At 68.2% G+C, this 25,397-nt stretch carries 15 protein-coding genes and 1 pseudogene; 9 read left to right on the top strand and 7 right to left on the bottom strand.

The window, feature by feature from the left end:
• Positions 1–2: 2 nt before the first annotated feature.
• Genes ACGFNJ_RS02430 through ACGFNJ_RS02440 form a run of 3 tightly spaced genes read right to left on the bottom strand, consistent with a single transcriptional unit; the run spans position 3 to position 6,329 of the window.
• Positions 3–1,544 carry a dynamin family protein gene (locus ACGFNJ_RS02430; protein ID WP_393442523.1) on the bottom strand — a complete coding sequence of 514 codons (1,542 nt, stop codon included), beginning with the start codon at positions 1,542–1,544 and terminating at the stop codon, positions 3–5.
• Positions 1,541–3,397 carry a dynamin family protein gene (locus ACGFNJ_RS02435; protein WP_393442525.1) on the bottom strand — a complete coding sequence of 619 codons (1,857 nt, stop codon included), beginning with the start codon at positions 3,395–3,397 and terminating at the stop codon, positions 1,541–1,543. The genes ACGFNJ_RS02430 and ACGFNJ_RS02435 overlap by 4 nt, the downstream gene beginning before the upstream one ends.
• A 55-nt stretch (positions 3,398–3,452) precedes the next feature.
• Complete coding sequence (locus tag ACGFNJ_RS02440) at positions 3,453–6,329, bottom strand: IniB N-terminal domain-containing protein (protein ID WP_393442527.1); 2,877 nt, start codon at positions 6,327–6,329, stop codon at positions 3,453–3,455.
• Between the two features lie 296 nt (positions 6,330–6,625).
• Between ACGFNJ_RS02440 and ACGFNJ_RS02445 the strand changes: the two genes are divergently transcribed.
• From ACGFNJ_RS02445 to ACGFNJ_RS02470, 6 genes are all read left to right on the top strand, one after another.
• A complete protein-coding gene (locus tag ACGFNJ_RS02445) occupies positions 6,626–8,344 on the top strand; it encodes an Hsp70 family protein (RefSeq protein WP_393442529.1) in 1,719 nt (572 codons plus the stop codon).
• On the top strand, positions 8,337–10,922 hold the full coding sequence (locus tag ACGFNJ_RS02450) for a LuxR C-terminal-related transcriptional regulator (protein WP_393442531.1): 2,586 nt from the start codon (positions 8,337–8,339) through the stop codon (positions 10,920–10,922). The genes ACGFNJ_RS02445 and ACGFNJ_RS02450 overlap by 8 nt, the downstream gene beginning before the upstream one ends.
• A 64-nt stretch (positions 10,923–10,986) precedes the next feature.
• The gene (locus ACGFNJ_RS02455) at positions 10,987–12,078 is read left to right on the top strand and encodes a hypothetical protein (protein WP_393442533.1); all 1,092 of its coding nucleotides are present in this window, start codon (positions 10,987–10,989) and stop codon (positions 12,076–12,078) included.
• 165 nt (positions 12,079–12,243) lie between these two features.
• Entirely contained in the window at positions 12,244–13,602 is a 1,359-nt protein-coding gene (locus ACGFNJ_RS02460; RefSeq protein ID WP_393442535.1) for a S1 family peptidase, read from the top strand.
• Between the two features lie 249 nt (positions 13,603–13,851).
• The gene (locus tag ACGFNJ_RS02465; protein WP_393442537.1) at positions 13,852–15,117 is read left to right on the top strand and encodes a S1 family peptidase; all 1,266 of its coding nucleotides are present in this window, start codon (positions 13,852–13,854) and stop codon (positions 15,115–15,117) included.
• A 140-nt stretch (positions 15,118–15,257) separates the two neighbouring features.
• Complete coding sequence (locus tag ACGFNJ_RS02470) at positions 15,258–16,145, top strand: NRDE family protein (protein ID WP_393442539.1); 888 nt, start codon at positions 15,258–15,260, stop codon at positions 16,143–16,145.
• 53 nt (positions 16,146–16,198) lie between these two features.
• Here the strand turns inward: ACGFNJ_RS02470 and ACGFNJ_RS02475 are convergent, their stop codons facing one another.
• Together ACGFNJ_RS02475 and ACGFNJ_RS02480 are read right to left on the bottom strand one after the other, a co-directional pair.
• Positions 16,199–16,909 (bottom strand): hypothetical protein, encoded by a 711-nt coding sequence (locus tag ACGFNJ_RS02475; RefSeq protein ID WP_393442541.1) that lies wholly within the window; start codon positions 16,907–16,909, stop codon positions 16,199–16,201.
• A gap of 414 nt (positions 16,910–17,323) precedes the next feature.
• On the bottom strand, positions 17,324–18,034 hold the full coding sequence (locus tag ACGFNJ_RS02480) for a hypothetical protein (RefSeq protein ID WP_393442543.1): 711 nt from the start codon (positions 18,032–18,034) through the stop codon (positions 17,324–17,326).
• 453 nt (positions 18,035–18,487) lie between these two features.
• Here ACGFNJ_RS02480 and ACGFNJ_RS02485 point away from each other — a divergent pair, with 453 nt between their 5' ends.
• From ACGFNJ_RS02485 to ACGFNJ_RS02495, 3 genes and pseudogenes are all read left to right on the top strand, one after another.
• On the top strand, positions 18,488–21,613 hold the full coding sequence (locus tag ACGFNJ_RS02485; protein ID WP_393442545.1) for a (Fe-S)-binding protein: 3,126 nt from the start codon (positions 18,488–18,490) through the stop codon (positions 21,611–21,613).
• A 143-nt stretch (positions 21,614–21,756) separates the two neighbouring features.
• Positions 21,757–21,859: pseudogene (locus ACGFNJ_RS02490) on the top strand (type II toxin-antitoxin system VapB family antitoxin); the annotation flags it as partial.
• 109 nt (positions 21,860–21,968) lie between these two features.
• Complete coding sequence (locus ACGFNJ_RS02495; RefSeq protein ID WP_393442547.1) at positions 21,969–22,367, top strand: PIN domain nuclease; 399 nt, start codon at positions 21,969–21,971, stop codon at positions 22,365–22,367.
• A 376-nt stretch (positions 22,368–22,743) separates the two neighbouring features.
• Here the strand turns inward: ACGFNJ_RS02495 and ACGFNJ_RS02500 are convergent, their stop codons facing one another.
• Positions 22,744–23,892 (bottom strand): acyl-CoA dehydrogenase family protein, encoded by a 1,149-nt coding sequence (locus ACGFNJ_RS02500; protein ID WP_393442549.1) that lies wholly within the window; start codon positions 23,890–23,892, stop codon positions 22,744–22,746.
• Positions 23,892–25,124 carry an acyl-CoA dehydrogenase family protein gene (locus ACGFNJ_RS02505; protein ID WP_393442551.1) on the bottom strand — a complete coding sequence of 411 codons (1,233 nt, stop codon included), beginning with the start codon at positions 25,122–25,124 and terminating at the stop codon, positions 23,892–23,894. Before ACGFNJ_RS02505 ends, ACGFNJ_RS02500 begins: the two co-directional genes overlap by 1 nt.
• Positions 25,125–25,397: the final 273 nt, after the last annotated feature.

The raw sequence follows: 25,397 nt of genomic DNA on the forward strand, positions 1-25,397 counted from the left end.
ATCTACCCTGGCAACAATTCGAGCGTGCCTTCCGCGCTACGGGCCGCGGTGCGGCAGGCCGTCGCGGTGAACTGATCGGCGAGCGGATGGCGCGCCCGCGCCCGCCACTTGCGCACCGCGGCAAGGGCTTCGGCCCGCTGGACCGAGGGCGCGGCATCGACGGGGAGCCCGAGACGCAGGTGCGGCGCAATGCCCGACCCGCCGATGATCCGGTGCAGCTCCGCGAGATCCGCTGGCGGCAGCGCCAATTCATCGGTGCGCAGCCTGCCGAGTAGGCGGAGTTCGACGAACCCGTGCACGTCGGCGAGCAGGGTGCGCACCCTCGGCAGCAGTGCGTCCGCCTCGCTGCCGCGGTACGCGGTCAGCACCCGCGCGAGCGCGGTGAGGGCAGAGTGCGCCTTGAGTTGGTCGGCGCGCTGGCCGAATTGGACGTCGAGCACCGAGCGGAGCTCGTCCACCCCGCTACGGTTGGTCAATTCCGCGGCAAGCGTGGCGGAATCGCGCACGCCGAGCCGAATCAACGTGACCGCCATCCGGATACCGAACAAGCCGAATCGCTCGGCGAGCTGGGACCTGGTCTCCGGCGCCACCGGCAGCGCGATATCGGGTCGCGCGAAGCGATCCGCGGAAAGCAGCGCCGCGCTCAACTCGTCGACCGGGACACCGGCCAGCGCCTCGAACGCCGCGTACTCCTGCTGACGCAGCGTCGCCGCCGCATAGGCGAGCAACCCGGCCACCGGAATCACCGCCTGGCACAACCCTGTTCGCTCCAGCTCGCCGGCGAAGCGGGTCGCGACGTCGCGCGCCGAATGCAAGGCGTCGATGCGACCGGCGCCGATCTCATCGGCCCTGGACACCACGCCGACCACCCCGAGCGGTCCGGACAGATCCGAAGCGCCCGGCGCCGCGCCGACCCGTTCGAGGAAACGGACATCGGCCGCGTCGAGCCTGCGCAGCAGATACACCACGGCATCCGCGCCGGGAATCGCGATGTTCTCCTCGGCCTGCTCGACATCCACACCGGGAGTGAGCAATCGGGCGGTGCGCTGCGATACCTCACGCGACAGCGAGGAGGTGCCCGGTGTATCGATGATCGTCGTGTGCGCGAGTGCCGCAGCAGGCCATTCGACTTCGAGATGGTCGACCTCGCGCGCGGCGGGCGCATTCCACCGCAGCCGGTCCAGATCGAAGGTGAGCCCGTGCGTGCCACCACCGCGGCGCACCGCCACATTCGCGCGTGCGCCGTCCGGCGCGTGCGCCGTCACGCTCGGCGTCGACCCGTAGCGGTACCAGGTGACCACCCTGGTGCACTCGGTCGCGTCGGTCGGTGCGATGTCCTGTCCGACAAGGGAATTCAGCAGCGTCGACTTGCCTGCCTTCAGCGATCCGGCCAACGCGACGCGCAGCGGTTGATCCAACCGGCTCGCGCAGTCGGCGAGCAACGCCCGCGGCCTGGCCTCGGTCGCCAACGCCGCCCGCGCTGCGCCGACCAGCCGGTGTGCCTCGGCAACAATCCCTGGCGCCGCGCCGACCTCACGATTCACGAAACCACCGTACCGACGGTGCCGCCGGGCAGTGCCGCCTGCATCGCCTCGGCGTATCTGGCCAGTTCCGCGACCACCCGCACCTGCCGCTCCAACACCGTCCCACGTTCGGCGCGGCGCGCGTTCGCCATCGTCGCCGCCTCCTGCGCCGCCCGCAACGACTCGTCGATGGACCGCAGGCTGCGCTCGGCAACGCCCGCGTAGTGGTCGCGCAGCGCGCGATGAATCCGGTGCAGCCGGTCCTTGGACTCCTTGCCCGTCTGGAACGCGACATCGTCGACGAACCGGCGGACCGCGACCTTCGCCTCGTTCCGGCGCCGGGCCAGCCTGGCCTGCTTGTCGTCACGGAAAGCCTTGCTGCCCACCACAAGTCCGGCGCCGAGCGAGATGGGGTTGAGCAGTGCGAGTCCGGCGAAAGTGCTGGCAAGCCCGACCATCAGCACGCCGCCGTACGACCCGCGCATGCCGACCAGGACCTTGCTGCCGAAGCCGATGTCGGGTTCCAGCTCGGCAAGGGTGGCCGCGGCGGCCGGACTGCCGTCGGCGTCCGACCGGACATCCGGCAGCTCGACCGCGCCGACCTCGGTGAAATGCTCGGCCACCCGCTCGGCGAGCTGGAGGGCGCGTGCATGCGTCCACAGCAGGTTGTCGCCGATCGCGGTGTCGATGGTGCCGGTGAGATAGTCGGCGATCCGGTCCCAATGTCGGCCGGGATCATGTTCGTCGATCCATTCCTCGGTGGTTCTGGCAATGCCGCGCAACCGATCTCGCAGATCGTGGTCGACATCGCCTGCCAGGTCGGTGATTCCGTCGGCCAGGGTCTGCTGCCAGGCGGCGGTGCGGCGGTGCAATTCCTCGGCCGACGCGCGGGCGGCCTGGAGTTCCCCGACCGCGGCGGCGCCGCGCGCCGGATCGCGCACCGCGACCAACTCGCTGCCCAGTGCCAAAGCCAAATGTTCGGCGACGGAACGGATATCGCGGGCCACCGCGGCGCGGGTGGCGACCTGATCGCGCGCCACCACCTGATCACGCAGGAATTGATAGAGCACGCCGAACCCGGACTCCGCGCCGAGTTGCTGATCCTGCAACCGCAGCGCGTGGCTGCGCAGCAGCGCGGACACCGCGATCATCGGCAGGTCCAAACCTGCCGCGGCCAGGTGGCGGCGATCCGCTTCGTATACCTGCCGCCAGTGCGGATACAGATCGGTCTTGGTCACCAAGAGTGCGACGGTGGGGCACAATTCGCGGATCTGGCGCAGGAAAGCCAGCTCCGGCTCGGTGAGTTCGGTGGATGCGTCGGAGACGACCAGCACCGCATCCGCGGTCGGGACCATGCCCAACACGGTTGCCGCATAAGAGCTTCCGTGACCGCCGACACCCGGGGTGTCGACAAGGACGATGCCGTCGGCGAGCAAAGGGTTGGGCACCTCGATTTCCAGCCGCACGATCCGTCTGCCCTGCGCCAGCGGGGATCGTGCGGTGATCGTGCCGATCTCGTTGATCGGCACCGGAACTCGGGTGCCCTCGCCGACGGCATCGCCCGGGCCCGCGAGCACCAGCTCGGCCTTCGGTTCTTCGCCGTAGGCAAGCAGGGTGGTGATCGTGGTGGTCACGTCGTCACCCACCGGGCAGATGTCGAGGTTCAGCAGCGCGTTGACGAAACGGCTCTTGCCCTGATCGAGCTGCCCGGCGATGAGAATGCGCCGCCGCGGGTCGCGAACCCGGTCGGCCGCCGCTTCCAGGCGGCTGACCAGATCGTTGCGACCCGCGGCTTGCGCCGCCGCGATGGTTTCGCCTAGCACCGAGAGCAGGGGAACACCCTTGGGCGTGGCGGTCGATGCGGGGCTCTCCATCGCGGCGGGAACCTCTTTCCGTGAAGCAGGGACGGTGTTCGGTGCGGCGTCGCTGTCAGTGCAGCATCGCGTCGCCGGTGAGGTCCGTGCCTGCCGTGCCCGCCAGGCCCGCGTCCGCGTGCGTATCGGCGAACAGCCCGGTGTCGCCGTGCAGTCCGGCAGTACTGTCCAGGCCCGATCCGAACGCACTGGAAACATCCAGTGACGACCAGGTGCTGGCAGTGGATCCAATATCACCACCGATCCCGGCCCCGGTGTCCACCGCTCCGTGCGCGGCGCCACCGAGTCCGGCCGTTGCGTCCACGGCACCGTGGGTCGCGCCGCCGAGGCCGGCAGCAGCGTCCACCGCGCCGTGGGTTGCGCCGCCGAGGCTGGCCGACGTATCCACCGCACCATGCGTTGCACCGCCGAGGCTGGCCGACGTGTCCACCGCACCGCTGGTGGTGCCGCCGAGGTTCGCCGCAGCATCTACCGCACCGTGCGTCGCACCGCCGAGCGAACCCGAGAGACCGGTGTCGACACTTCCGTGTCCGGTACCACCGAACGAACCGCCAAGTCCCGCAGCGGTATCCACGGCACCACCGATGCCTGTGGACAAGCCGCCACCGATCCCGCTAGCGGCACCGATCCCGGTCGACAGTCCGGTCTCGAGCCCGGTTGTCGCGTGCGCCCCGGCATCGACCGCACCGCCGAGACCGGTCTCCAACCCGGTCCCCACCTGTGCACCGAGATCGGCCGCGCCTTGGAGCCCGGTCGACAGTCCACCACTCAGTCCGGCACCGGCATCCGCGGCAGCACCAACGCCCGCGCTCAGCCCGCCACCGACGGCCGTGGACAACCCGGTCTCCAAGCCGGAACCGAGCTGCGCTCCGGCGCTGAGCGAACTATCCACACTGGCCCCCAGGTCGGCACCCACCTGTGCACCGGTCCCGAGCGCCGCGTCCGCGCCACCCGACAACCCCGTCTCCAGACCAGCACCAACCTGCGCACCAGTGTTCAGTGCACCACCCACACCGGTAGCCAAACCACCGCCGAGATCAGCACCCGCACCAACAGCAGCACCGAGCCCAGCAGTGAGACCGGTCTCCAGGCCAGCAGTCGCCTGCGCCGCCGAACTCGCCGCACCACCAACAGATGTGGACAAATCACCACCAACACCGATACCGGCACCAAGCGCTGCGTCCACACCACCGGACAGGCCCGTCTCCAGACCTGCACCAACCTGCGCACCGGTGTTAACCGCACCACCCACAGCAGTGGCCAGATCACCGCTGAGATCCGCACCCGCACCAGCCGCGGCACCCAGCCCGGCCGTCAATCCGGTCTCCAGCCCCGCGCCAGCACCAGCCGCCGCACCCAGGCCGGCCGACAGACCCGTCTCCAGACCCGCCGACGCCTGCGCCGCCGAATCCACCACGCCACCAACAGAAGCAGACAAATCGCCACCGATCTCAGCGCCCGCACCGGCCGCAGCGCCAAGCCCTGCCGCCAATCCGGTCTCCAAGCCCGCGGACGCCTGCGCCGCCGAATCCACAGCCCCACCAAGGGAAGCGGACAAATCACCACCAAGATTGCCGGCCGCCTGAGCCCCGGCATCCACAGCACCCTGCAGCCCGGCACTCACACCGGCACCGAGACCCGCGCCCGCACCGGCCGCAGCACCCAGCCCGGCAGTGAGATCGGTCTCCAGACCCGCACCAACCTGCGCACCGGTGTTGACCGCACCACCCACGGCAGCGGACAAATCACCACCGAGATCCGCGCCTGCACCGGCCGCAGCACCGAGCCCGGCCGACAGACCGGTCTCCAGGCCCGCGCCCGCGTGCGCCGCCGAATCCACAACGCCACCAACGGAAGCGGACAAATCGCCGCCAAGATTGCCGGCCGCCTGAGCCCCGGCATCCACAGCACCTTGCAGCCCAGTGTTTACGCCGGCGCCGAGATTCGCGCCCGCGCTGGCTGCCGCGTCGAGACCGGTGGCCGCGTTTGCGGCGCCCTGAAGGCTCGTGGACAAGCCGGTGGTGAGGTCGGCGCCGGTGTTCACCGCGCCGTTGAGGCCGGTGGCGAGGTCGGTGCCCAGCTGGGCGCCGCCGCCGAGTGCGGCGTCGAGACCGGTGGTGACCTGTCCTGCTGCGCCGAGCGCACCGCCGAGGCCGGTGGACAGGCTCGTCTCGAGTCCTGTCCCGGCCTGCAGGCCGGCGTTGACGGCGCCCTGCAGGTTGCTGGTGAGATCGGCGCCGGTGTGGACTCCCGCGTCCACCGCGCCGCCCACCGCGGTGGACAGGTTCGCGCCGATGTCGGCGGCCGCGCCGAGCCCGGTCTGCAAGCCGGTGTTGATCGCTGTATTCAGACCGGCGCTGAGGTCGGCACCCGCCTGCAGGCCGGAGTTGATCGCCGTGTTCAGACCGGCCCCGAGGTCGGCGCCAGCGTGCAAACCGGTGTTGATCGCCGTATTCACGGTGGCACCCAGGTCTGCGCCGATCTGCGCGCCGGTGTTGAGACCGGCATCCAGATCCGCGCCCGCCTGCAGGCCGGAGTTGATCGCCGCGTTCAGTCCGGTGCCGATCGTGCTGTTCAGGCCCGCGTCGAGGTCGATGCCGGTGCCGACCTGGCCACCGAGGTCGATGCCGAGGCCTGCGGCGAGGTTGAGTCCGGCATTCGCGGCGGCGGCCGCGCCGACGGCGCCGAGCGCACCGAGCCCGGCGGAGGCACCGGCCTGTGCGCCTGCGGCGACGATCGCCGACAGCTGGGAACCGCCGGCGACCAGCGCCGATTCGGCGACCATCGGGGCGACGGCGGCAATGTCCTCGGCGCTGACGGCGGTGAGCCCCGCATCGACAAGCGCCTGGTTCGGGTTGGCGCAGTAGGCTACTGCGGCCTCGTGATCGCGAAGTAGATTGAGGATGAACTCGAGAATCGCGTTGGGTGTCATCAGAAACATCTCCTGAAGGCAGGCGGACCATCGCGATCCGCTGTAGTCGGAATACATTTCACGCTAGGGCCGCCAGTCGTTACGCGTAACGGGGCCGATCCCTACACGTCACCCCGTCCCGCCCTTAGGGGCAGCCACAGCATTAGGGGAATTTCCCCAAAGCTTCCCCGGAACCGGTAACGGCTGACGGCCAGCAACCGAAACAAGTGTTGCGTCGGCGTGCCCGCACTGCCTTTCGCGCATCGGACTACACAGCAGCGATACCGGACCACAGAGTTTTCGAACGGGGTTCACGAATGACACAGCGTCTGACGCTCGGCATCACTGTCGGGTCGTCGAATTCAGTCGCCGTGGCGGCAGCGGGGGATGACAGCGACGGCGTATTCACCCAGCCCAGCGTGCTGCGCTTGGCCGCGGCCACGCCGCCTGCCCTCGGCGCCGCCGCCAGGAAATCCGGCGATGTGGTGCTCGAGGGCTTCCTCGCCAGGGTCGGCGATCCGGTGGATATCCTCGCCGAGGACGGAAGCACGCATTCCGCCGCCGACCTCGTCGCCACCGCCATCTCCTGCCTGATCGACGAGACAAGCACGGCGACAACAGAATACGGCTCAACCGTGGCCTGCCACCCGGCGTGGTGGTCCAGGCACACCGTCGATGTCCAGCGCACCGCCCTCGATCGCATCGGCCTGCGCGAGGTGACCCTGGTGCCGGAGCCGATTGCCGCGATCCGCTGGCTGGAGGCCAGCAGCGGCCCGCTCGGCGACGGCGCGGTGGTCGTCTACGACCTCGGCGCCGCCGGCCTGACGGTGTCGGTGGTGCGCACCGGCGATCACGCGAGCCTGCTCGGCACACCCGCGCACACCACGGACGTCGCCGGCGCGGAATTCGATCTGCTGACGATGCGCTACGTTCTGGCAAACGCTGCGGTACCAAATGATTTCGACCCGTTCGACCCGGTTGTCGAAGAAGAATTGTCGGTATTGCGCGAACGTTGCAGAACCGCGAAAGAAGAGCTCTCGATTAATACGGCGACGGTCGTCCGGGTTCGCTTGAATCCGGTGGGCACGCCGAGCAGCAACATCCGCCTGGTGCGCGGTGAACTCGAGGACCTGCTCCGTGCACCGCTGCTCACCTCGATCGACCTGATCCGCGATGCGGTGCACCGCGCCGGGCTCGACATCGGTGATATCGGCAGCGTCCTGCTCACCGGTGGCGGCGGCTCGATTCCGCTGGTCGCCGAGCTGATTTCGGCCGAGTTCGGCCTCCCGGTGGTTGCGGCGCCCCGGCCTGCGCAGACCAGCGCACGCGGTGCCGCCATGCTTGCCGCGGATCTGGCCTCCCTGGCGGTGGACCAGGTGGCGATCCCGCTGCCTGCTGCGGACACGGCAACGACCAAAGCGCTTCCCTCGGCGTCACTTTCACCGCTGCCGACGGTCGACAAGTCCCGCCGCCCTCGGCTGACCGGCAAGCAGCGTGCCGCCATCGTCGCAGGCGCCGCGATCGTGCTCGGCGCGCTGGCCACCGGCACCGTCGCGATCGGCACCGGCGCGCAGTCGAGCCCCGCCTCGACCGAGCACTCCAGCCCGGCGCGCGCGGCCGAGATCGCCGCGACCACCGGCGCAGGGCAGCCCGCCGACCCCAATGCCCCGGTGGCCGCGACCGATCCGAAAGCGGCTGTACGCCCGAAATCCGATCCGGCACAACCCGGTTCGCCCGCCGCGAGCACGGTGGCCGTGGTGCACACCGACCCGGCATCCGGGCAGCCTGTCGCCCCGCCCGCGGAACCAGGTGCACCGCAACCGGTTCCGCCGGCAGCACCCGTTCCCGTTCCGGCCCCGGCCCCGGTGACGGTTCCGGTACCCGTGCCGGTACCGGTGCCCGCTCCCCTGCCCGCCCCGCCGACCGCACCGAGCCTGCCGACCGGCGCCCTCAGCGACCCGGTCGACACCGTCGGCGGCGTCGTCGGCACCGTGCTGCGGGCACCGGGCCAGATCGTCGGAGGACACGGTGGCTGACATCGCGTTCGACACCCTGCCGTCCGCACGCGAGATCCTCAGGGAACTCGACACCGCCGACCAGGAGCCGGTTGTCTACCTCATCCGTGGCCGCTCGCAAACCGGTAAGACCACCCTGCTCACCGAGATTCGCACCCGCCTACGCGCCCGCGGAGTCCCGCTGCAGGACGCGCCGACGGCCGAACTCACGCCCGCACGCGTCGGCGCCGACCCGATCGCGAACTCCGCCAACGGCTTCGGCACGCCCGCCGTGTCCACGATCGATCCACACCCGGCGCTGATCATCGACAACGCCCACACGTTGAGCCAGTCGGATCTCGAAGCTCTGTGTGCCACCATCGAATCCGGCCGAGGCACGGTGGTGGTCGCGACCCAGCCGCGCCCGCACGATCAGCTGCTGCGCACGCTGGCCGACACCGTCGCCAGGCGCGGCCGCATCGTCGATCTCCGCGCGCTCGGCCTCGCCGACATCGCCCCCTTCGCCAGGGAGATCGGCATGATGGTGCCGCGCCAGGTGGCCCAACACATCCACCGGCAGACCGACGGCATTCGCGGCGGCGTGGTCGCCGCGTTGACCGCCGCCTGCTCGGCCCGGCTGGACGCGGGCATCCTCGCGGTCGACGCGGCCGTGACCGTCTGGGCCCGTGCGCTGTTGGACAATCTCGAGCCGGACCTGCTCGAGACCCTCGTCATCGCCACTACCGGCACCGGCCTCGACGCCAGCGAGCTCACCGAGGTGCTCGGCGTCGAACCCGTTGCCGCACAGCGCCTTATCGATCGAGCACGGGCGAGCGCGCTGGTCACCGACGCCGATCTGCTGCTCGCCCCGGCGGTCGGGCCGCTGCGCACCCTGCTCGGCGACCGCCGGTTCGTCGCGGTCCAGCGCAAGCTGCTCGGCGCACGTTTGGACGCGGGCCTGCTCCGCGATCACACCGCACTGCTGCTCGCCGAATCCGGCGTGCACGATCAACGCCTTGCCGAATTCCTCTCGGCCGCAGCGGAAAAGGCGGGCCGCGAGGCGGTGCGCTATTACGCGGCTGCCGCGGCGACCGGCGCCGATCCCGACCTCATCGCGCTGCGCTGGGCCGAGGCGGCCGGCCGCAACGGCGACGGTGAAACGGCGATGCGCCTTGCCGAGCCGGTGCTGGCCCGCTCCGGGGTCTCCGGCGCGGAACTGGCCGACGCGGTGCGCATCTGCGCCGCCGTGCTGACCCGCCGTGGCCTGGTCGGCCGTGCGGCACAACTGTATTCGTGGCTCGGCGCGCACCGCGTCGGCGCGGACTGGGCCATCGGCGCCACGGTGCTCTCGCTCGCCGGTGACGTGGCCGGTGCCGCGGAGCTGTCCGCGTCGGCGACCCAGTGGCCGCCGACCGGAGCCAATGCCCATGCCCGCCTGATCGCCACCGCGCTCGGCGACTCGCTCGCCGGGCCCGCGGCAGCGGGCGCGGTCTCCTCGCTGGTACAGGCCGCGCACGCCGACTCGGGCGTGGATCGTTTCCTCCCGTGCACCGCGGTCTCCATCGCCACCCTGCTGTGCCTGAGCACCGGCGAACCCCGCCGCGCGGGCGACGCGCTGCGCCGCGCCACCGCGAGCGGCCTGCGCTGCCATCAACTCCAAGCGCTCGCGGCCTGGACGGCCATGCTCGGCGGCGATGAACGCGCCGCCGCCGCGACCGTGGCCGCGCTGGACCATGATTCGCTCGATGTCCGGGATCGTCTGCTCGCGCACGGTGTCACGGTCGGCCTGGCCAGGCGCTCCGGCGACCATGCCGCGCTGGCTCGAGCCTGGCAGGCCGCCTACCTCCTGTTCGACGACGTCGAGGCCGACCTGCTCGCGCTGCTGCCGATCGGCGAGCTGTGGCTGGCGGCCATCCGGCTGCGGGACGAGCGCCGGATCGCACCGCTCGTCGATGCCGCGCTCGCGTTGCTCGACCGGATGGGTCAACCACCGGCGTGGTCGAACGCCTTCCACTGGTATGGCGTGCAGGCCGCGATCGCGCGCCAGAGCCCGACCGAGCTACTACCGCATGCCAAGCCGCTGAAGGCCGCGGCCGAGGCGGGCGACCGGCACGCGGCGGTGCTTGCCGATGCAGGCCGCACCTGGGTGCTGATGCTGCGCGGCGAAGTGTCCGTCGGCCCGGTCGAAGCGGCCGTCGCCGGATTGACCGAAATCGGCATGAGCTGGGACGCCGCCAGACTCGCCAGCGAGGCCGCCCTCGCCGCCGCCGATTCCGCGACCGCGACCGCGTTGCTCAAGCTCGCCCGCACGGTCCGCACCGACGCGAAACCGCAGGACCCGGTCTTGCCACCGGCGCAACCTGCCGCGAAAGAGGGCACCGAGCCCGCCGCGGATCCGGCGAACGGGGAGTCCGCCACGATGCTCAGTGAACGGGAAAGGGAGGTGGCCGAACTCGTCCTGCTCGGCCTCACGTACCGTGAGATCGGCGCGCGCCTGTACATTTCCGCCAAGACGGTGGAGCATCATGTCGCGCGTATTCGGCGTCGGATCGGTGCGCGGTCCCGATCGGAGTTATTGTCGATGCTCCGCGCCATGGGACACGGCTCACTGCTGGTGTGACCCAAGCGTCGGTGTCAGCAAGATACGGATTCGTGAGCCAGAACGCCGAAGCGAGGTACTGAGGATGGCCACTGGGGTGGGCCTACGCATCGCCGAGGCCGAGAGCACGGCGGCCATCGTCACCGACGGCGGCGACGAGCCGTTGTTCATCGTCCGCGAGTCGGTGCTGTACATGTCCGACGACGGCGACGCGACGCTCGGCGGACCGCCGCCGGACGAGAACGCCCATGCGATCACCGGATTCGTGCCGGCGGTCGGCGATCCTGCGGGCATCTCCATCGATGACGGCGAGGCGTATCGCGCCGAGGATCTGGTCGCCACCGCGCTGTTCTGCCTGATCAACCTGGCCGCCGAACACCTCAACGGCCCGGCCGAGTTCTACGCGACCCACCCTGGCGACTGGCCGCGCGAGTATGTGCAGGCGCTGCGTGATGCCCTGGATTACCTCGGGCTGCGGTCGGTCTTGCTGGTCAGCGAGGCTGATCTGCCGAGCGCCGAGCTGTTCACCGCGCCACCGAGCACTTTCGCCTACGACGCCGCCCGGGCCGCATTGGCCTCGGTGCTCTCCACTCCGGCGGGCACCACCCCGCCGGATCCGACGCACGCCGAGAATTCGATGGTGGACACCATCGTCATCCCGGCGGTGCCCGCGTCCGATGTGACGCCGCAGGCGTACTCGGCGGCCATGCCGATGGCCGAGCCGCTCATGCCGACCGAGGTCGTCGAGATGGAGGCGCCCGCACCCAAGGCAGCGCCCGCCAAGAACCGCAAGCAATTTCCGCTGCTGATCGGCGCCGCGGCACTGATCGGTCTGGTGCTCGGCGGCTTCGTGGTCGCGGTGCTGTTCCGCGACAAGTCCGAAACCCCGGTGCCGCCGATGCGCGACGCCAAGTCCGACCAGGTGTCGGTGAGCCCGACCCCAACGCCGCCGCTGAATCTCCCCGCCGTTCCGGTGCCGCCGACGTCCGTTCAGGCGCCGGTGACCATCACCACGACGGTGCCGCTGACCACGCCTCAGCCACCGCCTCCGCCGCCACCACCGACCACGGAACCGACGACGACACCGCCCACAACGACGTCGACGACGACCAATCCTCCCCGGCCCACCACCACGCGACGGGGCTTTCCTTTCGGCAACTCCGAAGATGACGAGTGATTGAGAGAGCCGTTCCCCGGTTTGTGCCTTAAAGTGATGCGCTGACCGGTGTTGTCGGATGAATTACCGGCATTCGGTCTGTTGCTGCAGGACGACTGTGAGCCAACGGTTTCCACGCCCGTTGCCGCGGATTGAGCTGGCACGTGCGTGCCACGAAGGGATTTCATGCGCAAGTTGGTGGCGCGCCGCGCCGCGGTCAAAGCAGTCGCTATCGCTTCGACCGTCCTCCTCGCTCCTCTGCTCGGCACGACCACCGCCGCTGCGGTCCCGGAGACACCCGCGCAGCTCAACGCCGACCTCCTGCCCCCGGAATTGGTGCAGGCGATCTCCCGCGACCTCAAGATGACCCCGATCGAATACCTGGATCGCGCGGCCCGCGCACAGCAACTGCGCGACTATGCCCGTGATTTCCGGTCCGAACGCCCCGATGCCTTCGCCGGCGCGTGGATCGGCACCGACGGCAAGCCGGTCGTCGCGGTCACCTCGCTGGACGCCGCCAAGATCGCGGCCAACGACGGCTACCAGACCCGGATCGCGCCGGTGTCCGCCGACAGCCTGGAAGGCTCGCTCGCGCAGCTGAACCAGTGGGTCACCGGCCTGCCGCGCGACATCTCCCAGGCGATCAACTCCGTCGCCATCGACTTCCTCAACAGCCAGCTGGTGCTCAACGTCGCCAACACCCCGGCGGGCCACCTGCTCAACCTGCCGACCCTGATCGCCAACGTCAAGGTCATCCTCTCGCCGAACAGCGGCGGCCCGGTCGAGCGCAGGCCGATGGGCGGCGACACCTACATCAGCGCCCCCGTCTCGCTGCACGACACCGCGCTCAAGGGTGTCGATGTGTGCTCGTTCGGCTTCAACAGCGTGGACGCCGCAGGCAACGCGCTGAACATCAGTGCAGGCCACTGCGATCCGAACCTCGGCAAGGGCAACCAGGAGGCTTCGGTCTACTTCCCCAACATCAAGGACATCCCGAACAGCCCGGAGCTAGGCACCTTCGTGCAGGCAAAGCTCGGCGGGCAGACCGGGCTCGACTACTCGGTGATCAAGCTGAACGAGCGCGCGGTGCGGGCGGGCATGGACCAGCCGACGGTGCGCGGCGCCAACGGCACCACGATCGCGATCACCGGCATCGCCGACCCGATCACCGGCGCTCCGGTCTGCAAGTCCGGCCAGTCGTCGACCTTCACCTGCGGCTTCGTGGTGGCCGATCGGGTCGAGACCCAGCTGTACACCGCCGAGGGTGAGAGCAAGACCGTGCGCGGCTTCGCCAGCTCGGCATGCACGCTCGGCGGCGACAGCGGCGGCGCGATCGTGTCCGGCACCCTTGCTCTCGGCATCACCAGCGGTTCCAACGCGGCCGAGGCGCCCGACTGCAACGAGGCCAACATCGGGTTGGCACAGTACGGCGGCACCGCGAGCCTCGGCATTCCGATCCGGCCGATCCTGGCCGACATCGACGCGTCCGCGGGCGGCGGGGTCGGCAGCGGCATCGCGGTGCGCACCCGGGCCAACGCGGGCTGAGTCGCCCGCTGCGTTCGACAGGCGGCGTTCGTCGGCCCTCTAGTGGCGACGGACGCCGCTTCGTTGTGCCTGCGGCACAGGCGACCACGAGTGTGGCAATGAACATAATGCAAAGATGTGACTATCAAACGAACCACACGCTCGTTATGAGTAGGCATACCGGGCGGAACCCCATATAGTCTGGGCATGCTCCTGCCACGTATAGGTCAGCACCGATCAGCCGCGCGACAGACCCGAGTCCGAAAATCCATGATCGCCGCTTCCGCGGCGATCCTGCTGTTCGGACCTACGGCGGCAGTAGCGACGGCACAACCGGATCCGGCACCGAACCTGCCCGCCGAACTGGTTGCCGCGGTGGCCCGTGATCTGAAGATCTCGCCGGCGGAGTACCTGCATCGTGCCGAGGTCGCCCAGCAGGTCGCCGCGTTCGCGACGACCGCGCAGCGGCAGTACCCGGACGTCTTCGGTGGCGCGTGGCTCGACGACAAGGGCAAGCCGGTGGTCGCGCTGGCACAGGGGCCTGGCGCCGACGCAGCCCAGAAGGCCGCCGACTCAGCGGGTTTCGAGGTTCGTAACGTCGCGAAGAGCGAGGCCTCGCTGCGTGGCGAGAAGAGCGCGTTCGAGCGGTGGCTGGACGGTCAGCCCGAGGCGGTGTCCGCACTCGTGCGTGGCGTGGTGATCGACACCGTCAACAACAGCATCGCGGTGCGCGTCGACCAGGTCGGCCTGCCGATGCCGAGCTTCATCGACCCGGCGCGGGTCATCGTGATGGCGCCGCCGATCGCCGGTGAGAAGGAGACGCTGCCGCAGGCCGACGCGATCGCGGGCGCGGCAGGCGGCGTGCTCGCCGGTGGCGACGGCTACGCCTCGGTGGCCGGACGCACCTCGCTGCGCTGCTCGCTCGGCTTCAACGGCACCGACCGTAGTGGCGCGGTCGTGAACATCACTGCGGGCCACTGCAACCCGGACATCCCATCCGCAGGCGCGAACAACGCCGCGAAGGTGCACGAGGTGCGCGACAACCGGCTCGGCGCCGAACTCGGCCAGTTCCAGAAGTCGGTGCTCGGCTCGCAGGACTACTCGATCATCAAGATCAACGACCAGGCCAAGGATCGCTTCGGCAACAACGAGGTCCGGGTGCCGGGCGCCGCGTCCATCCCGATCGATGGCGTCGCGACCCCGGTCGTGGGTGCGCCCGTCTGCAAGTCCGGTTCGCGGACCGGCTTCAGCTGCGGTGTGGTCAACGCGGTCGACCAGACCGTTCAGGTCGGCGACCGTGAGCTCACCCAGGCGTTCTCCGCCAACATCTGCGCGCTGCCCGGCGACAGCGGCGGCCCGATCGTGACCGGCCGGTTGGCCCTCGGCATCTCCAGCGCGTCGTCGGTCGCCGACTACCCGATCTGCGAGATCCCCAACCTGATCGGTGCGCTCACCGGCAACGCGCCGCAGCTGTTCGCGCAGCCGGTCAGCGTTGTCCTCTCGGACAACCCCGGGTTGCGCGTCCGCACCAGCTAGTCCGTTCCAACGTCAAGGCCGGCAGCGTTCTACGCTGTCGGCCTTTTCGCTGTCCCTACGACTCTTCCACTGGCCTTGCGCAGCCGCTCGCACAGCCAATGACATGCTGCGCCCGGTAATGTTCCGGCATTCTGGACTGCATGTGTTTGGTGTTGATCGGTTGGCGTACGCATCCGGAGTATCGGTTGATCCTCGCGGCCAACCGGGATGAGCTCTACTCCCGGCCGACCGAATCGATGCGGTGGTGGCCGGAGGTGCCAGGCCTGCTCGCCGGGCGGGATCAGGGGGCGATGCACCGGGCGGCCGGGGATCCGCCCGGTACCTGGCTCGGGCTGACCCGAGAGCCCGAGGGCCGCAACCGATTCGCCACGGTGACCAATGTCCGCAATCCGAAGGACGACCGCTCCGACGCCAGGTCGCGCGGCGCGCTGCTGATGGACTTCCTGCGCGGCTCCTCGGATCGACATCCCGGCGCCGACTTCCCGAGCCCGGAGAAGTACGTGCTCGACGTCGCGGCCGCACCCGACGACTACAACGGCTACAACCTGCTGGTGTCCGACCTGGAATCGCTGTGGTGGCATTCCAATCGCAGTGCCGCGCCGCCGCGCGAGCTGACGCCGGGCTTCCACGGGCTCTCCAACGCCGCGTTCGTGAGCTCGGCAGGGTTGACCCCCGGTAACACGGATTTAACCGCCCCACAGCCCATCTGGCCCAAAGTACGCGGCGGCGTCGCCGATCTGCGGGCCGTTGTCGAGTCCGATCCCGGTGCGGTGGAACGGTATTTCGCGGTGCTCGCCGATCGGACCAGGGCCGCGGACGCGGAATTGCCGAACACCGGGGTGTCGCACCGGATGGAGAAGCGGGTCTCGTCCCGGTTCATCGCCGATGTCGCGCACGGGACGCGGGCGAGCACGGTGCTGCTGGTGCGCACGGATGGGTCGTTCGAGATGGCGGAGCGCTCGTTCGGGATGTTCGGGCGGCGCAAGGGCGAGGTGTCCTTCCGCGGCACGCTGGACTTGCCTGCCTGAAACGACATTTGGCCCGCTCTCCTAAGAGAGCGGGCCAAATGTTGAGGAGCGACTTACTTCACGGGCAGCGGCTTGTCGGCCCACTTCGTGGTGCCGTCCGGAGCCTGGATCGTGTTGATCAGCTCGACGCCTGCGGCGACCAGCGTCGGGCCACCCACCGCGATGGTGCCGAGGATGCCACCGACGCCCGCGCCGGTCAGCAGACCGGGGATGCAGCCGACCGGAATGGTGACGACGCAGCCGATGATCGCACCGATCGCCGTGCCGACGAAGCCACCGATCGCGGTGGCGATGCCGAACTGGCTCGCGAATTCGTTCTGCGCGCGCTGGTTTTCGATCGGCGACGCGATCTCCTGCGCCATGACCGGCCGTGCTGCGACCGGCGCCGCGGACATGACCAAGCCCTCCGGCTTCTGCGGCGTGACCTCGAGGACGGTGCCGTCGCGCTTCACCTCGGTCTTCACCGGGACGGGCTTGCCGTCGGCGGCCACATCCAGCGGGAAGGAAATAAGCGTGTTGCCCTGCGCATCACGCACGTTGGCGATGCTGAGCTTCGGGTCAGCGGCGGTCGCCCCGTCCTTCTCGGTCACCGAGAAGGTGCCCCCCTTGAGCGAAGCGACGATCGTCTTGTCCACCAACTTGACGGAATAGTTGATGCCCGAGTCGGCCGGAGTGGCGACAGGCTCGGCATGCGCGGTCCCGAGACCGATGGTCATCGCGCCGATGACCATCGCGGCGCCCGCGGTGGTTCTGCGGAGGTTCATTCAGTTTCCAATCCATCATCAGGTGGTCCACCCAGCCATCTCCGTCACGCGAGAGCTCTTCATCAAGTCCGGGTGGTCGCCCCGGATCCTCCCCGAGCAGTGCGAAGACGGGCACAGCAGACAGAACGTCGTGAGCGTAATCGAACAGCGACGCAGAAGCGAGATACATTCCCCGCCTTGGGGACTACGCCTGGACTCGACAACCGACCGGTTGCCCCGGTGTTCCGCACCATGATCAATGGTCAGGCCCATATCGAGCGCTGCAGCCGTGACGGGAATCACGGCTGATGCCCCTAAAAGAAGGGGCATCGCGATCGGCGCAGCCAGCGCCGCAACCAATTCGGCTCGCCCACCTCGGTGAGCGAGCCGAATCAAAGCGGTTCCGTGCCGCAGACCAGGCGGCGATCCGATGGATCAGTTGGCAGGCTGGCCCGGCTTGTCGGCCCACTTGGTGGTGCCGTCCGGCGCCTGCAGCGTGTTCATCAGCTCCACGCCCGCCGCGATCAGCGTCGGACCACCGACGGCAATGGTGCCGAGGATGCCACCGATGCCCGCGCCGGGCAGGCAGCCGATCACCGGAATGACGACGCAGCCGACCACGAATCCGATGGCGGTGCCGACGAATCCGCCGACCGCGGTCGCGATGCCGAAGTTGCTCGCGAACTCGTTCTGCGCGCGCTGGTTCTCCATCGGCGATGCGATGTCCTGGGCGGCGGCGGCCACCGGCCGGACAGCGACCGAGTTGACCGGCTGGGCGACGAGGCCTTCCGGCTTCTCCGCCGTGAGCTCGAGGACGGTGTCGTCCTTCTTCATCACCGGCTTGACCGGGATGGTGGTGCCGTTGATGTCGACATCGACGGGGAACGAGATGAGCGTGTTGCCCTTGGTGTCGCGCACATTGGCGAAGGTGGTCTTCGGCGCATCAGCGGTCGCGCCGTCCTTCTCGGTCAACGAGAAGGTGCCGCCTTTGAGCGACGCGACGACAACCTTGTCGACCAGCTTGACAGAGTAGGTGACGCCGGAGTCGGCCGGAGTGGCGACAGGCTCGGCATGCGCGGTCCCGAGACCGATGGTCATCGCGCCGATGACCAACGCGGCACCCGCGGTGGTTCTGCGAAGATTCATTCAGTTTTCCAATCCATCATCAGGTCGCCTACCCACCCTGTCTTCGACACGCGAGAGCTCTTCATCAAATCCAGGCGGTCGCCCCGGATCCTCCCCGAGCGGTGTGGAATCGGGCACAGCAGACAGAACGTCGTGAGCGTAATCGAAGGGCGATGCGGATACGAGATTCGTTCTATCCGTTCAGGACTAAGCCTGGCCTTACCGATTTGTCTGGGTGGACCCAGGTTTACGGTGTTGATCACGGAACACGCGCTTGTACCGACCGGTAGCTGTGACGTTCGCCACAGCCGAATTGCCGGTCAAGCCCCAGCAAGATGGGGCATAGCTCAGGTGCAGATCGTACGGTAGACAGTGGTTGTTACCGGTGGGTAACTTACTGCCGGTTAGGATACGAGCCAACCGGGCAGTGCTGAACTGCCCACGCTCGTGTTGCCTCTAAAGAAAGGTCGCGACATGACTGCCCTGACAGTGACGCTGGGCATGATTGGTGTGCTGATCAGCATCCCGTGCTGGGCCTCCTTCGTGTCCGGCGTGCGGAACATCATTCGCGCCATCATGCTCGGGCAGCCCGCCCCGGATCGCTGGCGGCCATTCTTCCCACGCTTCAAGCAAATGGTCATCGAGTTCGCGGCGCACACCCGGATGGCGAAGTTCCGGACGGTCGGCTGGGCGCACTGGCTGGTGATGGTCGGCTTCCTGCTCGGCTCCATCGTCGCGATGGAGGCCTACATCCAGACCTTCGATCCCGAGGGCGGCTGGCCGATCATCGGCGACCTGGCGGTCTATCACTTCATCGATGAACTGCTCGGCATCGGCACCGTCATCGGCGGGCTCGTCCTGGTGATCATCCGGCAGCTGAACCACCCGCGGGTGCCCGAACGGCTCTCCCGATTCAGCGGCTCGAAGTTCGGCCCCGCCTACTTCGTCGAATCCGTGGTGCTGATCGAGGGCCTCGGCATGGTCATGGTCAAGGCAGGCAAGATCGCCACCTTCGACAAGTATCACGGCGGTCACGTCAGCACCGATTTCTTCACCATGCAGGTCGCGCAGTTGCTGCCGTCGAGCGTGACGATGGTGTCGATCTTCGCGTTCGTCAAGCTGATGTCGGCGATGATCTGGCTGGCCGTGGTCGGCCGCAACATCACCTGGGGTGTGGCGTGGCACCGGTTCTCCGCGTTCGTCAACATCTACTTCAAGCGTGAGGACGACGGCGGCGTCGCGCTCGGCGCGGCCAAGCCGATGATGTCCAAGGGTCAGCCGGTCGACATGGAAACCGCAGACCCCGACAACGACACCTTCGGTGCCGGCCGGATCGAAGACTTCTCCTGGAAGGGCTGGCTGGACTTCACCACCTGCACCGAGTGCGGTCGATGCCAGTCGCAGTGCCCGGCATGGAACACCGGAAAGCCGTTGTCGCCGAAGCTGTTGATCATGTCGCTGCGCGACCACGGGTATGCGAAAGCGCCGTACCTGCTGGCCGGCGGCAGCAAGGACATGGGCGGCGACGAGGTCGGACTCGTCGACGCCGAAGGCAAGCCGGACGAGGCGGCGTTGGCCAAGATCTCCGAGGCCGCCAAGGCCGAGGCCGAGCGGCCACTGGTCGGCGACCTCGAGGCCAACGGCATCATCGACCCCGAGGTGCTGTGGTCATGCACGACCTGCGGCGCCTGCGTCGAACAGTGCCCCGTCGACATCGAACACGTCGACCACATCATCGACATGCGCCGCTACCAGGTGCTCATCGAATCGGAGTTCCCGTCCGAGCTCGCCGGTCTGTTCAAGAACCTGGAGAACAAGGGCAACCCGTGGGGTCAGAACTCCAAGGACCGGCTCAACTGGATCAACGAGATGGACTTCCAGATCCCGGTTTTCGGTCGCGATGCCGATAGCTTCGACGGCTACGAATACCTGTTCTGGGTCGGCTGCGCAGGCGCCTACGAGGACCGCGCGAAGAAGACCACCAAGGCCGTCGCCGAACTGCTCGCCACCGCAGGCGTGAAGTTCATGGTGCTCGGCGCCGAGGAAACCTGCACCGGTGACTCGGCACGGCGCGCTGGCAACGAATTCCTGTTCCAGCAGCTGGCCGCGCAGAACATCGAACTGCTGAACTCGGTCTTCGAGGGTGTCGAGGACAAGAAGAAAAAGATCGTCGTCACCTGCGCGCACTGCTTCAACGCGCTGAACAACGAATACCCGCAGGTGGGTGGCAGCTACGAGGTCGTGCACCACACGCAGCTGCTCAATCGCCTGGTGCGGCAGAAGCAGCTGATCCCGGTCGCCTCGGTCACCCAGAACGTCACCTACCACGACCCCTGCTACCTGGGCAGGCACAACAAGGTCTACAACGCGCCACGCGAACTGATGGCGGCGTCGGGCTCCAACCTCGTCGAAATGCCGAGGCACGGTGAGCGTTCCATGTGCTGTGGCGCCGGTGGTGCGCGCATGTGGATGGAAGAACAGCTCGGCAAGCGGATCAACGTCGACCGCGTCGACGAGGGCCTCAACACCCTGACCGCGTCCGGCGGCAGCACGCCGGGCAAGATCGCGACCGGCTGCCCGTTCTGCCGCGTCATGCTCACCGACGGCGTCACCGCCCGCCAGGAAAAGGGCGAGGGCGAAGGGGTCGAGGTCGTCGACGTCGCGCAGCTCATGCTCGACGCCATCGACCGGGTCGACCCGAGCACGCTCACCGCGAACCTCACCGTCATCCAGGAGCCGAAAGCGCCTGTGGTGGAAGAGGTTGCCGAGCCCGAACCCGAGCCCGTGGCGCCGACGGCGGCCAAGGCGGCGCCGACCGGTGGTGGTCTCGCCATGAAGGGCCCTGCCAAGAAACCCGGCGGACTCGGCATGAAGGGCGCAGCAAAGGCACCCGGCGCCAAGACCGAAGACGAATCGGCTGCCGAAGCGGCTCCGGTCAAGGGTCTCGCAATGAAGGGCCCTGCCAAGAAGCCTGGTGGACTCGGTATGAAGGGCGCAGCGAAAGCACCTGGCGCCAAGGCCGAATCGGCGCCGGCCGAAGCCGAGCAGGCTACCGAGGCGCCTCCGGTCAAGGGTCTCGCCATGAAGGGCCCCGCCAAGAAACCCGGCGGGCTCGGCATAAAGGGCGCAGCGAAAGCACCCGGCGCCAAGGCCGAATCGGCACCCGCCGCCGAATCCGCCCCCACAGCAGCAGAATCCGCGGCCGAAACCCCCGCAGCCAAGCCGGTCAAGGGGCTCGGCATGAAGGGTGCGGCAAAGGCGCCCGGAGCCAAGGCTCCTGGCGCGAAGGCCCCCACGCCACCCGCCGCTAGCGCCCCGGAAGCAGCTGCCGCCGAACCGGTTTCGGAACCCACCGAAACCAAGCCGACGCTCCCCGCCAAGGGCCTAGCCATGAAGTCCGGCTTCAAGCACCCCGGCCCGAAGGCGCCGGGCACCCAGGCCGATCCGGCCCCCGCCCCGGAACCCACCGCGACGGACCAAACCCCGGAACCGGACGAGCCCACCAACGGCAACGGCACCCCCGAAGCCGCGCCCCCCGCCGCCAAGCCAGGCGGACTCGGCTTCAAGTCCAACGCCAAGGCCCCCGGCCGCAAGAACTGACGAACGAGCCTCTCGGCCCGGGTCTGTCCATCAGGCCCGGGCCGAGCTGTTTCTGTGGCACTGGTAGCGAAAGTTGGAAGGTATCCCCATTTCCGATGTGCTGATATCATTGAGAAGGAGATTCTGATATCAGGAGGATCGTGATGTCACGGACACTAATAGACATCGACGACGACGCCCTCGCTCTTGCAGCGGAGGAGTTGGGGACTAAGACAAAGGTCGCGACCGTAAATGCCGCTTTGCGGGAGGTCGCGAACAGGCGAGCTGTGTCGAAGATGATCCAGCAGTTGCGCGACAGCGAGACCGACCTTTCGCCCGAAGCCATGGGGGGAGCTTGGCACTGAGGACACTGTTTATGCTCGCGGACAAGTCGGCGTTGGAGTGGGTGCTTCGTGACGAGATGTCTGCAGCCGACTTCGCAAAGGTGACCGGCGCACCGGGCGCGCTGGTTGCCGCATGCCACCTCACCGCGTTGGAGATCGGGTACTCTGCGCGCTCTCATACCGACTACGTCGCGAAGCTCGCAGGCCAGCAGTCCCTTGTGTGGCTACCGGTCACCGAAGAGGTCATGGATCGGGCATTACAGGTCCAAGGGATTCTGGCTGAACGGGGCGCGCATCGCCTTCCGATCCCCGATTTGATCATCGCTGCGACCGCCGAGGTCCATGGCGCCACCGTCCTCCATGTGGACAACGACTATCAAACCATCGCTGATGTAACCGGCCAGCCGCACCAACGTCTGAAGACCAGCTAGTAACCGCTGGGATCAGGCGCCGGAACCGGCTCGTCCAGGTAGTGCAGATCGCTGGCATCGATGTGGATAGCCGAATCCGCGTACGCCGCCGCAGTATCCCGCCATGCAGCAAGCGTGGCGGTGTTTTGAGCGGACGGGCCGGACGCGAGGTCAGATCGGGTAGCGCAGAGGGCTTCGGCGACGAACTCCCGACGGTCCGCCTCAGAAAGGCGATCGCTCCATGGATAGACCACCGAAAGTCGACTCCACATCGCCCACATACTCCAATTCTGTTGGCACGCAATCCTCGGCAGACATATCAGCACAGGGTCTCGGAGGTACGAGACGGGTCGAACTCCCGCTGAACGCACGGGCTCGACCCGACAGTTCAGGTGTTCTACGGGCGGGTCAGGGTGGCGTAGCGGGTCAGGTGGGTGGTGGGGGTGCCGAATTCTTGGTGGATGGCGGTGAGGCGTTTGAAGTAGTGGCCGATGGCCAATTCTTCGGTCATGCCCATGGCGCCGTGCAGTTGGACGGCGTTTTGGCCGATGAAGCGGGCGGCGCGGCTGACGGTGACCTTGGCGGCGGAGACGGCGCGGGCGCGGGTCGGCTGGTCGGCTTGCAGGGAGTAGATGGCCAGGTAGACGGCGGCGATGGCTTGTTCGAGTTCCATGTACATGTCGACCATGCGATGTTGCAGAGCCTGGAAGCTGCCGATGGGTTGGCCGAACTGCTTGCGCTGCTTGACGTAATCGAGGGTGTCGGCCAGGACCTTGCGCATACAGCCGACAGCCTCGGCGCAGACGGCGGCGATGGCGTCGTCGAGGGTGGGTTCGATGGCGACCCAGGCGGTGCCCTCGACACCGAGCATGGCGTCGGCCGGTAGCACGAAGCCGGCGAAGGTGAGGTCGGCGGCTACTCGATCATCGATGGTCCGGTAGGAGTGCACCTCGATGCCCACGGGCGGGTTGTCGGCGTCGAACTCGGTGCAGAACAACGAGATTCCGCGCTGATCGCGACGGTCGCCCGCGGTGCGGGCGGTGATGAGCAGGTGGGTCGCGAGCGGCGCGCTGGTCACGACGGTCTTGGCGCCGTCGAGGACCCAGGTGTCACCGTCGCGCCGCGCCGTGGTCGAGATGTCGTGCAGTGTCTGGCCGGAGGTGGGTTCGAGTGCGGCGAAGGCGGTGCGGGCGTCGCCGGACACGATCTGGCGCAGCACCGCATCGGCCCGCTCGCCACCGGATCGGTCGAGGAGCCCGGCGCCGATGACGACCGTGTCCACGAACGGTTCGACGACCAGCGCCCGCCCGAGTTCCTCGGCGATGACCATCAATTCGACCGGCCCACCGCCGAGCCCGTCGACCCGTTCGGGCAGGGTCGCGCCCAGAATGCCGAGCTCGTCGGCGAACCCGCGCCAGATGGCGGGCTGCCAGCCCGCACCGACCTTGGCCGCCGTGCGGCTCTTCACCAATTCGTAGCGGGCGCCGAGGAATCCGGCGAGCGCGGAGCGGAGCAGTTCCTGCTCATCGGTAAGCGTGAAGTCCATCAGAGCCCCAATGCTGCTTTGGCGAGAATGTTTCGCTGAATCTCGTTGCTGCCCGCGTAAATCGAGCCTGCCCGGTCGTTGAAGTAGCGCAGTGGCGCGACGGCCTGCCAGTCGGCGCCGCTGGTGTAACCGTCCGCGGGCGGCACGAACTCGGCGATCGGACCGCCGGGCGCGGTGGCATGCGGCTGGTACACGCGACCGCGCGGACCGGCGGCCTCGAGTGCCAGCTCGGTCAGCTGCTGGCTCAGCTCGGTCGCCAGGATTTTCAGCATGGACGCGGCAGGACCGGGGTTCTGGCCGCGCGACATCGCCGAAATCGTGCGGTACTCCAGGATTTCGAGCACGTCGGAGCGAATCCGCGCGTCTGCGAGCCGCGCCGCGAACGACGCGTCATCGAGCAACGGATTGCCGTCCGGCCCAGGCTGTTCGGCCGCCGCGACGGCGACTTCCTGCGCCATCGCCTGCAGGTACGGCGCCATCGCGCCGCCGCCGCGCTCGAACACCAGCAGGTACTTGGCGACGGTCCAGCCGTCGTCGATCTGCCCGAGCACGTTGCTCTTCGGCACTCGGACATTGTCGAAGAAGACCTGGTTCTGCACCTGTTCACCGGAGGTCATCACCAGCGGCCGGATCTCGATGCCCGGCGTCGTCATGTCGATCAGCAGGAACGTGATGCCTTGCTGCTTCTTGCCTGCCCGCGAGGTGCGCACCAGGCAGAAGATCCAATTCGCCTCGGTCGCATGGGTTGTCCAGATTTTGCTGCCGGTGCACACCAGGTCGTCGCCGTCGTCGACGGCGGCCATGGTCAGCGACGCCAGATCCGAGCCGGCTTCCGGTTCCGAATAGCCCTGGCAGAAGAAGATTTCCCCGCTCAGGATCCGCGGCAGATAGAACGCCTTCTGCTCCGGTGTGCCGTAGGCGATGATCGCGTGCGCGACCATCCTGATCCCCATCGGCGACAAGGGGGGCGCGCCTGCCAGCGTCGATTCCCGGCTGAAGATGTAGTGCTGCGTCAAGCTCCACGCGCAGCCGCCGTGTTCCACCGGCCAGGCCGGCGCCGCCCATCCTCGCTCGTGCAGGATGTGCTGCCACGCCATGCTCGCCTCGTGATCCGGGTAGACGCTCGTCGCCAAGCGTCCGGCCCTGCGCAGCTCAGGCGTCAGGTTCGTGTCCAGAAACGCCCGCACCTCGTCTCGAAACGCCACATCGGCCGCTGACCAGTCGAATTCCATCAGCCCTCCCAGAGGGTGTGCGCCATTGCCTCAGCACCGGCGAGCCGCCGATGTGGGACGGAATGTATGCCCGTCGCACCCAGGTTAGCAAACTGAAGTCACCTGCCAGCAATTGATCAACGCGTGGTAGATCGGCCGCCTCAACCCTCACCCCCTGGCCGATAGCTCGGCCGACGCCACCAGCAAGGAATGCCGAGGACTCGGTTCGCGAGATATCTGAACGGGTACTTCAGTGCGACAACCCGTTCCGCGGCCTCGACTCACAATGGCGAC

This window comes from Nocardia sp. NPDC049149 (assembly GCF_043197455.1).
GTDB lineage: Bacteria > Actinomycetota > Actinomycetes > Mycobacteriales > Mycobacteriaceae > Nocardia.